This is a genomic window from Virgibacillus necropolis (assembly GCF_044793635.1).
Taxonomy (GTDB): domain Bacteria; phylum Bacillota; class Bacilli; order Bacillales; family Amphibacillaceae; genus Virgibacillus_F; species Virgibacillus_F necropolis_A.
Map to the genome: position 1 here is coordinate 153,081 of NZ_CP084992.1, position 13,005 is coordinate 166,085.

General features: G+C 37.2%; 10 protein-coding genes. All 10 read left to right on the top strand.

Features of this window, described 5'->3' with window-relative positions; genetic code table 11:
* Positions 1 to 212 precede the first annotated feature (212 nt).
* The 10 genes from LG329_RS00780 to LG329_RS00825 all read left to right on the top strand — a co-directional run bounded on the left by LG329_RS00780 (position 213) and on the right by LG329_RS00825 (position 12,917).
* On the top strand, positions 213 to 2,321 hold the full coding sequence (locus LG329_RS00780; protein WP_404452667.1) for a polyribonucleotide nucleotidyltransferase: 2,109 nt from the start codon (positions 213 to 215) through the stop codon (positions 2,319 to 2,321).
* Between the two features lie 539 nt (positions 2,322 to 2,860).
* A complete protein-coding gene (locus LG329_RS00785) occupies positions 2,861 to 3,814 on the top strand; it encodes a polysaccharide deacetylase family protein (protein WP_404452668.1) in 954 nt (317 codons plus the stop codon).
* Between the two features lie 37 nt (positions 3,815 to 3,851).
* A complete protein-coding gene (locus LG329_RS00790) occupies positions 3,852 to 5,072 on the top strand; it encodes a M16 family metallopeptidase (RefSeq protein ID WP_404452669.1) in 1,221 nt (406 codons plus the stop codon).
* Between the two features lie 90 nt (positions 5,073 to 5,162).
* Entirely contained in the window at positions 5,163 to 5,396 is a 234-nt protein-coding gene (locus LG329_RS00795) for a YlmC/YmxH family sporulation protein (RefSeq protein ID WP_404452670.1), read from the top strand.
* A gap of 163 nt (positions 5,397 to 5,559) precedes the next feature.
* Positions 5,560 to 6,444 (top strand): dipicolinic acid synthetase subunit A, encoded by an 885-nt coding sequence (gene dpaA / locus LG329_RS00800; RefSeq protein WP_404452671.1) that lies wholly within the window; start codon positions 5,560 to 5,562, stop codon positions 6,442 to 6,444.
* Positions 6,441 to 7,046 (top strand): dipicolinate synthase subunit B, encoded by a 606-nt coding sequence (gene dpaB / locus LG329_RS00805; RefSeq protein ID WP_404452673.1) that lies wholly within the window; start codon positions 6,441 to 6,443, stop codon positions 7,044 to 7,046. The genes dpaA and dpaB overlap by 4 nt, the downstream gene beginning before the upstream one ends.
* 77 nt (positions 7,047 to 7,123) lie before the next feature.
* Positions 7,124 to 8,347, top strand: a complete 1,224-nt coding sequence (gene dapG, locus LG329_RS00810; RefSeq protein WP_404452674.1) for an aspartate kinase — start codon at positions 7,124 to 7,126, stop codon at positions 8,345 to 8,347.
* A 30-nt stretch (positions 8,348 to 8,377) separates the two neighbouring features.
* Positions 8,378 to 9,247 (top strand): 4-hydroxy-tetrahydrodipicolinate synthase, encoded by an 870-nt coding sequence (gene dapA, locus LG329_RS00815; RefSeq protein WP_404452675.1) that lies wholly within the window; start codon positions 8,378 to 8,380, stop codon positions 9,245 to 9,247.
* Positions 9,248 to 9,621: 374 nt separating this feature from the next.
* Positions 9,622 to 10,350 carry a ClpP family protease gene (locus tag LG329_RS00820; RefSeq protein ID WP_404452676.1) on the top strand — a complete coding sequence of 243 codons (729 nt, stop codon included), beginning with the start codon at positions 9,622 to 9,624 and terminating at the stop codon, positions 10,348 to 10,350.
* Positions 10,351 to 10,619: 269 nt separating this feature from the next.
* Entirely contained in the window at positions 10,620 to 12,917 is a 2,298-nt protein-coding gene (locus LG329_RS00825) for a DNA translocase FtsK (protein WP_404452677.1), read from the top strand.
* Positions 12,918 to 13,005 lie beyond the last annotated feature (88 nt).

Genomic DNA, 13,005 nt, shown 5'->3' on the forward strand with positions numbered 1-13,005 from the left:
ATCCTGCTTTTTTTATATTCATTTGTCTAGTTTTGTGAGCTAATGAATAGAGACATAATTACTAGACAAACTGAGCCTTAAGACTACGGTCCTACGCGCTCTTGATTATGCTTTTTATCGCTAAGTAAGCCCGTTCCGCTTTTATTATTTACATACGAACATTTTATCGATAAAATGTACTATAGTAGCTTTTGAAAGGAGTACTCAATCTAATGGCAGAAAAACAATTATTCTCCACTGAAATTGCTGGTAATAAATTTACAGTAGAAATTGGAGAACTTGCAAAACAAGCGAATGGAGCTTGTATGATTCAATATGGTGATACATCAGTATTAACTGCTGCAACAGCATCGAAGAATCCTAAGGACTTACCTTTTTTTCCATTAACGGTTAACTATGAAGAACGTTTATATGCTGTAGGTAAAATACCTGGTGGCTTTATTAAACGTGAAGGACGTCCAAGTGAGAAGGCTATTCTTGCATCTCGTTTGATTGACCGCCCAATTCGACCGTTATTTCCAGATGGCTTCAGAAATGAAGTCCAAGTTATCAGTACTGTAATGAGTGTTGACCAAGATTGTACGTCAGAAATGGCAGCAATGATCGGTTCCTCTATTGCACTATGCATATCGGATATTCCATTTAGTGGCCCTATCGCCGGAGTTGTTGTTGGACAAGTTGATGGTGAGTTTGTCATCAATCCAAGTATCGAGCAGCAAGCGAAAAGTGATATTGAGCTCACAGTTGCTGGAACTAAGGATGCAATTAACATGGTTGAAGCAGGTGCAAATGAGGTTCCTGAAGAAATAATGCTTGAAGCAATCATGTTTGGACACGAAGAAATAAAGCGCCTTGTTGCATTCCAGGAAGAAATTGTTGCGGCTGTTTCCAAAGAAAAAACAGATGTTAAATTATTTGAACTGGATCAAGACTTACTTGCTAAAATTGAAAGTGAGTCAAAGGATAAACTAGTTTCAGCTATTCAAGTTCATGAAAAACATGCTCGTGAACAGGCAATTGAAGAAGTAAAAGCTGAAGTTGTGGAAGCTTACGAAGAGGTAGAAGATAGCGATATTAAACAAGTGAAATCTATTCTTGATAAGATGGTTAAGGATGAGGTTCGTCGTTTAATTACAAAAGAAAAAATTCGTCCTGATGGCCGTAAGCCTGATGAAATTCGCCCACTTACATCACGTATTGGTGTTTTACCAAGAACCCATGGATCAGGTCTATTTACTCGTGGACAAACCCAAGCATTAAGTATTTGTACATTAGGTGCATTGGGAGACGTTCAAATTCTTGATGGATTAGATTTGGAAGAATCGAAACGATTTATGCATCATTACAATTTCCCTCAATATAGTGTGGGAGAAACTGGGCCTATTCGTGGACCTGGTCGTCGCGAAATTGGTCACGGTGCATTAGGGGAACGCGCGCTTGAGAAGGTTATACCATCAGAAACTGATTTCCCATATACAATTAGACTTGTATCGGAAGTATTAGAATCAAATGGATCAACATCACAAGCAAGTATATGTGCTAGTACATTAGCAATGATGCACGCAGGTGTACCGATTAAAGCACCCGTAGCTGGAATTGCAATGGGACTTGTGAAATCTGGAGATGACTATACAATCTTAACGGATATTCAAGGTATGGAAGATGCTTTAGGTGATATGGACTTTAAAGTAGCTGGTACAAGTAAAGGTGTAACAGCATTACAAATGGATATTAAAATTGATGGTTTGTCAAGGGAAATTTTAGAGGAAGCACTTACACAAGCTAAACACGGAAGACAACACATTTTAGGTCATATGCTTGAAACAATAGATACGCCTAAAACTGAGCTTTCCGAGTATGCTCCTAAGATTTTAACAATGTCCATTAAGCCTGATAAAATCCGTGATGTTATTGGTCCAAGTGGAAAGCAAATCAATAAAATCATTGAAGAAACCGGCGTTAAAATTGATATTGAACAAGACGGTAGCGTATTTATTTCTTCGACTGATTCAACAATGAATGAAAAGGCGAAGAAGATTATAGAAGATTTGGTACGTGAAGTTGAAGTGGGTCAATTATATCTAGGTACAGTTAAACGTATTGAAAAGTTTGGTGCTTTCGTAGAGATCTTCAAAGGAAAAGATGGCTTAGTTCATATTTCCGAGCTTGCTGAAGAACGCACAAACAAAGTCGAAGATGTAGTTTCCATTGGTGATGAGATCATGGTTAAGGTTAAAGAGGTTGATCATCAAGGAAGAGTTAACCTTTCAAGAAAAGCTGTACTTGTCGAACAAAAGGAAAAAAGTGAGCAATCAAAATAAAAGTAGTAACAATGAATGAAGAGGCTGGAAAACCAGTTTCTTTTTTTATTGCCTTCATCCATCCCTTGCTTATGCGTCCGCTTCTGACCAGTCGCCTACACTTTTCTATGTCCAGCTGCGGCTCCTAGCGACTAGCAAATAGTTAGTCCCGTTGCAAGTACGTAAAGGTCAACGCACTTTACACGGGCCTATCTATTCGTACGTCGCTGAACAGTCGCCTCCGCATTTCTATTGTCTAGTTCCGTAGGCTAGCGACTCGAGACATAGTCAATAGACACTCCGAGCACAAAAGGTCGTGTGCTCTACGGTCTCTTGACTATGCTTGTCGTCGCTGAGCAATCCTACTCCACTTTTCTATTGTCCAGCTGCGGCTCCTAGAAGCTGCCGTCATAAGCAATGAACACTCTGAACGCTAAAACCCTTGTGTTCTTCGGTTCCTTGCTTATGCGTCCGCTTCTGACCAGTCGCCTCCGCATTTCGTAGTCATATCTTGTCCTTTTCTTTCATATTATTGAATGGAGAAGGGGGGATGAGTACGTATGTATAGATGGATTATCCAGGCGTTTGTTTTTTTCTTTTTAGTTGTTCTTTCATTTAATCATCTATCCAATCCTATTAATCCAAAAAGAATGACTACATTCTCTGATATACAGTATACAATGAAGGAAAAGGATCCATTGTACAACGAAATTACTGACAAAAGTTCTGCTTATAAAATTCCACCCCAGAACGCTGTAATCGATAAAGTGTGGAAAAAGATTCCCGGTTTAAATGGTAGGGCTGTAGATATAGATAAATCCTATAAAAAAATGAAAAAAGATGGGGTTTTTAATAAAAAGTTGCTTGTATTCGATGAAATTAAACCAACTGTTTCATTAAACGATTTACCACCGGCGCCAATTTACCGTGGAAATCCAAATAAGAGAATGGCTGCTTTAATGATTAATGTTTCGTGGGGAACGGAATACATACCAACAATTTTAAACATATTAAAAGAAAACCATGTAAAGGCGACATTTTTTATTGAGGGGAAATGGGCGAAGAATAATGCTGAGTATGTTCAAATGATAGCAGAACAAGGGCATGTAATTGGTAATCATGCATACAACCACCCTGATATGTCCCGTATATCGGAACAGGAAATAATGGAACAGCTAAAAAATACGAATGATACAATTCAGGCTGTTACAGGTGAGAAGCCGTCACTGTTCGCACCACCAAGTGGAAGTTTTACTGATCAGGTTGTAAAAGTAGCTGACAGTTATAACATGGAAACTATTTTGTGGAGTATAGATACCATCGATTGGAAGAATCCATCCGTATCTGTTATGATAAATCGAGTAACGCCTAAACTTCATCCAGGTGCAATGATTTTGATGCATCCTACTGAAGCTGTGGTGCGTGGATTGGAAGACTTAATTACTTCAATAAAAGAAAAAAATTATCAATTAGGTACAGTTGAAAAGTTACTTTCTGAGGATCGTTTAAATTAGAAATAACAACTTAACGTAAAAGTAGGAGGACACACCAGTGATTGAAAAACATACATGTAAAAATGGTTTGCGTATTGTACAGGAAAAAGTTCCTGCTGTAAGATCAGTAACAATTGGTGTCTGGGTACTAACCGGATCGCGAAATGAAACGGATAAGAATAATGGAATTTCTCACTTCCTTGAGCATATGTTTTTTAAAGGAACTGAGACCCGTTCGGCAAAAGATATCGCTGAAGCTTTTGATGCTATTGGTGGTCAGGTAAATGCATTCACCTCGAAAGAATATACTTGTTTTTATGCAAAGGTTTTAGATAATCATAAAGAATATGCGCTAGAGATTCTGTCTGACATGTTCTTCAATTCTTCTTTTGATGAAGAGGAAATGGAACGAGAGAAAAAGGTTGTATTAGAAGAAATTAAAATGTATGAGGATACACCGGATGATATAGTTCACGATCTTTTATCACGTGCATCGTATGGCGATCATCCACTAGGCTATCCAATCCTAGGAACGGAAAACCATTTAAAATCTTTTAACCCTGATACACTAAGAGGTTATATAGCTGATCGTTATACACCGGATAATGTGGTAGTGTCAGTAGCAGGGAACGTGGATGAGCCCTTTATTAGTAAAGTAGAATCACTTTTTGGGAATTTTGAATCGAATAAAAAACATGAGTCTTTAGTAAAACCTGTATTTCATGCAAATAACATGGAACGTAATAAAGAGACTGAACAAGCACATTTATGTATCGGGTATGATGGATTGCCAGTTGGCGATGAACTTACATATAGTTTAGTCATTATGAACAATGTGTTGGGCGGAAGTATGAGTTCACGACTATTTCAGGATGTCAGGGAGCAAAAAGGTTTAGCATACGCAGTGTTTTCCTATCATTCATCTTTCTTAGATAATGGACTTCTGACGATATATGCTGGTACAGGTAATGAGCAGCTGCCATTATTACGGGAAACGATTTCAAGTACCGTAAACGAACTTATTTCAAACGGACTTACTGACAAGGAATTAACAAATAGTAAAGAACAATTGAAAGGGAATTTAATGTTAAGCCTTGAAAGTACGAATAGTCGTATGAGCAGAAATGGAAGAAATGAGTTAATGCTTAAACGCCATCGTACAATGGATGACATGATAAAAGAAATTGATGCTGTTGATCATGGAACGATTCAAACTGTAATCGAAACTATTTTTAAATCAAAATCATCGACAGCTCTAATCGCTCCAAAATCAAATTAATAACGATAAACAACCTATGTCATTGACATAGGTTGTTTTTTAATACATATATTTATAATACGTTCATTTTATTAAAATGAGGTGAGTAGGATGCGTTATAAAGATATAAGTGGGAAAGAAATTGTTAATGTTAGCCATGGTTCGAGGCTCGGTGTTCTAGGTGCAACCGATTTAGAAATTGATGAAAAAACGGGTCAAATCAGATCATTCATTATTCCCAACTACAAATGGTTTGGCTTAAAAAAAGAAGGTGCAGAAACGAAAATTCATTGGAAATCAATAAAAAAAATCGGAGAGGATATGATTATGATTGAAACCGAGTAAGAACCTTAATATGTAAGGAAACTAACTGCTGGCTAGTATCTAGAGATACTAGCCTTTTTTTATTTTTCTCTTTTCTATTACTCACTTACCTCAGTGAAACACATAAGCTATAAGGAAATGATTTCAAAAAAGGATTTTGTATAGCAAGGAGTGCATAACGCATATGGGTTATTTAATAGCTGTAATAGGTGGGGATGCCAGATATATCGAATTAATACGGCAATTACAACAACTCGACAATACCACTATTTGCTTAATCGGATTTGATAAATTAGACCAAGGTTACACCGGGTTAAAGCAAATGGAGTTTTCTGAATTAGAGCCGGATCAATTAGATATGGTTATTCTACCTGTCACAGGAACAGACCAGGATGGGATGATTAATCCTGTTTTTTCTGACCAACCGATTCACTTAACAAAAGAATGGGTTCAGCAATTAAAAAGTACGGTTTCAATTTTTACTGGAATCGCAAATGATTATTTAACATCTATTACTTCTGATGCGAATCGCCGGTTAGTTAAGTTATTTGACAGAGATGATATTGCAGTTTATAACTCTATTCCAACCGCTGAAGGAACAATCATGATGGTAATTGAACATACTGATTTTACAATCCATTCCTCGAATGTTCTTGTAGTTGGTTATGGTCGAGTAGGTAAAACAATTGCTAATAAATTCTCTGCCCTTGGTGCGAAGGTTTCGGTGTGTGCTAGAAAAACTGAAGACTTGGCACGTATTACTGAGATGGGGTTTCAAGCCATTCCATTCAATCAACTTTCCAGTAATACGGTTGATTGTGACATATTAATTAATACCATACCTACCCGTGTAATTACGAAAGAGTCTATTCAATATTTACCATCACATGGATTAATCATTGATCTAGCATCTAAACCAGGTGGAACTGACTTTGAATATGCAAAGCAACGGGGAATTCAAGCAATCTTGGCTAAAAGTTTACCTAGTATTGTTGCACCTAAAACAGCAGGTAGAATTTTAGCAGATGTAATTAAACAGTTTATTACTAGCAAGGAGGAAACAGAATGACCTTAGAGGGTAAACGAATTGGATTTGGAATTACAGGTTCACACTGCACATATGATCAAGTTTTTCCGCAACTTGAGAGATTAATGAAAGAGAAAGCAGAGGTTGTACCAATTGTAACGTATACGGTTCGAAGTACAGATACAAAGTTTGGTAAGGCTGAGGACCATATTGAAAAAATCGAATCCATAACTGGTAAGCGGGTAATTTCCACAATGCCAGAAGCCGAACCACTAGGACCAAAGGAACCACTAGACTGTATGGTTATTGCTCCACTAACAGGTAATTCAATGAGTAAATTTGCGAATGCACTTACAGATTCCCCAGTATTAATGGCAGCAAAAGCAACGATGAGAAACGGGAAACCAGTAGTACTAGGTATTTCCACAAATGATGCATTAGGACTTAATGGAGTTAATCTAATGCGGTTAATGGCTAGTAAATATATTTACTTCATTCCTTATGGGCAGGATGATCCTTTTAAAAAGCCAAATTCACTCGTGGCACATATGGATTTGCTAGCTGATACCATTGAATCCGCCTTGCTGTTTGAACAAATTCAGCCGGTTATTATTCCCTACCAAAATAATGACGGTAAAGATTAAGAATGCTCTCAGAAACATATAGACAAATCGCACAGCGATTAATAAAAAATAAAAGGTTGTAAAGTGGGGGTATTTTAATGGCAATTTTAGTTCAAAAATTTGGAGGTACCTCATTACAATCACCAGCTAGTATCTCGAAGGTCATTTCCCATATTAAACATGCTAAGGAAGAGAACTACAAATTAGTAGTCGTTGTTTCAGCGTTGGGGCGGATGCCGGATCCTTATGCAACAGATACGTTATTAAGTCTAATTGATAGGTCAACCCCATTACACGCGAAACGGGAAACCGATTTATTAATGTCATGTGGGGAAACAATTGCTAGTGTGGTTTTGTCAAATGAGTTGCAGAATAACGATATACAATCCATTGCACTTACAGGTGGTCAAGCGGGCATTATTACGACCTCAGATTTTACGCAAGCTAAAATAAAAAGTGTGAATACTACCCGTTTATTAGAAGAATTAGATAATTATGATGTAGTGGTAGTTGCAGGATTTCAAGGACAAACGTCTACAGGAGAGATTACTACAATTGGCAGGGGTGGCAGTGACACAACTGCCGCCGCTATCGGGGTAGCACTTAACGCAGAAAAAGTTGAAATTTTTTCGGATGTTAATGGAATCATGACAGCGGATCCGCGAATGGTAAAATCCGCCAGGCAATTAAAAATTGTAACATATACGGAAATTTGTAATTTGGCTTATCAAGGTGCGAAGGTAGTTCATCCAAGAGCAATTGAACTTGTTATGCAAGCTAATATACCTTTACATGTGCGTTCTACCTATTCAACAGAAACAGGTACATTGGTGACAAATTCAAGCATCAAAGAAATACCGGATCAATTAATTACAGGTATTGCGCATATGTCATCCATTACCCAAATTAAAATTACGAATAGGGAGGAAATGCATCGTCTTCATTCAGAAGTTTTCAAGGTACTAGCAGATGCAGGTATTTCAGTTGATTTTATTAGTATATCTCCAACTGGTTTGCTTTTCACCGTCCCGGAGGATTATACACAAACTGCAGTGGACCTCATAACAAATTTAAGTTTTCACCCACAAGTAACAAAGAGTTGTGCAAAGGTATCAGTTGTCGGAGGTGGCATGATGGGAGTTCCTGGTGTTGCATCGAAAATCGTGCAGGCACTTACTGAAAAGGGAATTCAAATCTTACAATCGGCAGACAGTCATACAACCATTTGGGTATTAATTCACGAGAAGGACATCAAGGGTGCGGTTAATGCATTGCACGATACATTTCAATTGAGTCAAGTGATTGATCAAGGTATAAAGTAGAATTTTTAATGAAAGAAAAGGTGATGATCAATGAATTTTGGCAGCGTACTAACGGCAATGGTAACTCCATTTAATCAGCAAGGTGATATAGACTACAAAGAAGTTACAAACCTAGTTGAATATTTAGTGAAAAATGGAACGGAAGGGCTGGTAGTAGCTGGAACAACTGGGGAATCACCTACGTTGTCCTCAGAAGAAAAGGTTGCATTATTCACCCACGTTGTGAAAATTGTCAATAAACGTATACCAGTGATTGCAGGGACAGGAAGTAATAATACAGCAGGGTCAATAGCATTGACGAAACAAGCAGAATCAAGCGGCGTTGATGCGATCATGCTGGTTACACCATATTATAATAAACCAAGCCAAAAGGGACTATATCAACATTTTTCACAAATTGCGAATGCAACGAAACTACCTGTTATGCTTTATAACATTCCTGGTAGGTCTGTTGTAAATATGACTGCAGATACAATTATTAAACTTAGTCAAATTGAAAATATTGTTTCTGTAAAAGAAGCTAGCGGTGATCTAGATCAAGCTTCTACAATCATTGAAAACACTTCTACTGATTTTAGTGTATATAGTGGTGACGATGGGTTAACATTACCGATGCTTTCAATTGGAGCTGAAGGAATTGTTTCTGTCGCTTCGCACATAATCGGAAGGGAATTAAGACAAATGGTTCGCGTATTTAAACAAGGAAATGTAAAAGAAGCCGCAGCACTTCACAGAAGGCTACTTCCTGTTATGAACGGGTTGTTTTCTTATCCATCTCCAACACCGGTAAAATATGCATTGCTTCAAAAAGGAATTAATTGTGGTGGTGTTCGATTACCACTTGTTTCACTTTCTAAAGAAGAACAATTAGTAATTAACGAAATAGTAAAGGAATTATAAGCTGCCAACAAATTGTTGGTGGTTTTTTTAATAGTAAAGAAAATATAAAATGTGTACCTTGAATTTCTTGGCAACCATGCTGGGCCATGTCCAGCTCCAGCGCCCAGCGACTATTGGATTTCCTTTACCTCCTTACGATAACAGTTCGACATAGTCGAACGTCCTTAATCGCTTACGCTTATCGTGTTTCCTTTATCTCAATGGAAGGAGGTTCGATTAAAACCGCCACAAAGCATGAGCAACATCGAACTACCCACGTTGCGTGGGCACAATCCATACGTCGCTAAACGAGCGCTTGCGCTTTTGTACATAGAAAAACCTTCATTTGTTCATACTATTTCTTAGTAGGATTAAAACAAGAGGAGTGTCTGTATATGAACAATGAAACATCAACTGAAAAAGATAAAAATCAACAAGATGATAACAAATCATCCTTAGTGGATAAAATACAACAACTAGGTCAATCGAATGTTCCACAAGTCCCAGATTCAAATGTTCATGTTCTTACAATTATTGGTCAAGTGGAAGGACACGTTCAATTGCCACCACAAAATAAAACAACTAAATACGAACATATCATTCCACAATTAATTGCGATTGAACAAAACCCAAAGATTGAAGGGGTTGTAATTTTACTGAATACTGTTGGTGGTGATGTTGAAGCAGGGCTTGCAATATCCGAAATGATTGCTTCTTTATCAAAGCCTACCGTATCAATCGTATTAGGTGGTGGACATTCAATTGGCGTTCCAATAGCGGTTGCTACAAACCATTCGTATATCGTTCCAACTGCTACCATGATTATTCACCCGATTCGTTTAACAGGAATGGTAATTGGTGCACCACAAACCTTCGAATACCTGGAAAAAATGCAGGACAGGGTAGTTGACTTCGTAATAAATCATTCAAATATTAAAGAAGAGAAATTTAATGAGCTCATGTTTGCGAAAGGTAATTTATCCAGAGATATAGGTTCGAAATTGGTGGGTATTGATGCAGTACAAAATGGATTAATTGATGCTGTCGGTGGTGTTAAGGAAGCAATGGGAAAGGTAAATGAACTTATTGGTAAGTCTAAATTAAATGATGGCTCTACTGAGTAAAATACGGTTCAAAATTGCTAATAAATCCGGAAACATTTTAGATAAGAATAAAAAAGGTTGGACATTGTAGGCCTAGCCCAAAAGACCTGATAGATCCACAAGTCTAACCTGGCTTTATTCTATCATCACATTAAATTTATCTGAGATTCCAGATACAATCTATGCTATAATAGCCTTAGATACATGGATATTATTGTTAAGACCCTTGTCAAAGTTTGTGGCAGGGGTTTCATATTCAGTTATATCTGACGGTATGTGAGGTGAAATATATGGCTAAAAAACGAAAAAGAAAGAAAAAGAGTCAGTTAAAGAAACAAGTAAAATATGAATTGCTAGGATTACTGTTTATATTTATTGCTATTTTTGGTAGCGGAGCTCGCATTATTAGTGATGGAGCAATTCCGGGTATTTTAGAAGGAATATTTCAATTCTTTTTTGGAATTTGGTATTTTATAGCCTCGTTATTGTTACTTTTAACAGGTCTATTTTTAATTATTAAGAGAAGGTACCCTGACTTTTCTCATAAGAAGATGATTGGATTTTATATTATATTTATGGGGATTTTACTCTTAACTCATATTCAAACTTATGAAATGTTACTGTTTAGATCAGAAGATACATCTATCATCCGAGCAACATGGAGTAGATTTTTTACGTATGTAAATGGACCAGGTGAATTAACGCAAACTGGTGGAGGTATGATTGGAGCAATCATGTTCTCCTTTTGCTATTATTTATTTTCATCGATTGGAGCCAAAATTGTAGCTATCTTTTCTATAATGATTGGAATCATATTTTTGACGGAGTTCTCCTTAGGTGATTTTTTCGGGAAAATATGGTCAAAAGTGAAAACATTCCTGGAAAATACCAAAGCGAAAGTGAAAGAAAATAGAAAAATCAAAAATGAAATTGAAGAAAAACCAGTGAGTAAAAAAGAAGAACCACAGCAACCTGAAGTAGACCATGAGGAACCTGTCATACAGGATTTCACTGATGTTGCTTACTCTTTTGATCAACCAGAGCAAACTCAAACTGAATCTAAACAACAAAAGAAAGAAAAAACAAATGAAAACGAAAATGATAATGAAAAAGAAGCAGATTTTATAAACAACATGCCTATGACGGAACCTGAAAACCATGAATATGAATTGCCATCACTTAACTTACTAGCTGAACCAAAACATAATTCACAACAGCATGAAAGGTCACACATACAAGCCACAGTTAGAAAATTGGAGCGAACATTTACTAGCTTTGGTGTGAAAGCAAAAATTACAAAGGTTCATGTGGGTCCAGCAGTTACGAAATACGAAGTTTATCCGGAGGCGGGTGTGAAGGTAAGCAAAATTGTGGGTCTTCATGATGACCTAGCACTTGCTTTAGCTGCGAAGGACATTCGTATTGAGGCACCAATCCCAGGTAAGTCTGCTGTAGGGATCGAAGTTCCTAATACGGAAATAGCAATGGTATCCTTGCGTGAAGTAGTTGATACAACATTGACAAAACAATCTTCAAAACTGTTATTTGGTTTAGGACGAGATATATCCGGGGATGCGGTTGTCTCAGAGTTAAACAAAATGCCACATTTACTAATCGCTGGTGCTACGGGTAGTGGTAAAAGTGTTTGTGTAAATGGGATTATTACTACTATCCTTATGCGAGCTAAACCACATGAGGTTAAAATGATGATGATTGATCCGAAAAAAGTTGAGTTGAATGTCTACAATGGAATACCGCATTTACTAGCACCGGTTGTTACGGATCCGAAGAAAGCATCGAGAGCTTTGAAAAAGGTTGTATCAGAAATGGAAAGAAGATATGAGCTCTTTTCAGACACAGGTACAAGAAATATTGAAGGATACAATGAGTATATTCGAAAATATAATCAGACCATAGAGGAAGAGGAGAAACAACCAAATCTTCCTTACATTGTAGTACTCGTCGATGAATTGGCGGATCTAATGATGGTTGCATCCAGTGATGTGGAAGATGCCATTACTAGATTAGCACAAATGGCACGTGCAGCAGGAATCCATCTTATTATTGCTACACAAAGACCTTCCGTTGATGTAATTACTGGTGTCATTAAAGCAAACATACCATCAAGAATTGCATTTAGTGTTTCATCACAAACAGATTCAAGAACTATTTTAGATTCTGGTGGGGCTGAAAAATTATTAGGACGAGGCGATATGTTGTTCATGCCTGTTGGTTCATCCAAACCAACGCGTGTGCAAGGTGCATTTTTATCGGATGAAGAGGTTGAACGAATTGTAGATCATTGTATCGAGCAACAAAAAGCATCTTATCAGGAAGAAATGATTCCTGAAGAAAATAGTGAAGTCCAATCTGAAGTTGACGATAAACTATATGATGATGCTGTTCAACTAATAGTAGAAATGCAAACTGCTAGTGTATCTATGCTACAACGTAGATTTAGAATTGGCTATACGAGAGCAGCGCGACTAATAGATGCTATGGAAGATAGAGGTATTGTTGGTCCATACGAAGGAAGTAAACCAAGATCAGTACTAATTTCCCAATCATCAGAAGAAAAGCTTTCCTAAATTTTGGACAGCAATAGTTCATCAACTATTGCTGTCCAATTTTGATGTAAAAGGTAAATTATAAGAAATAAATGATAGAAAATGAGGA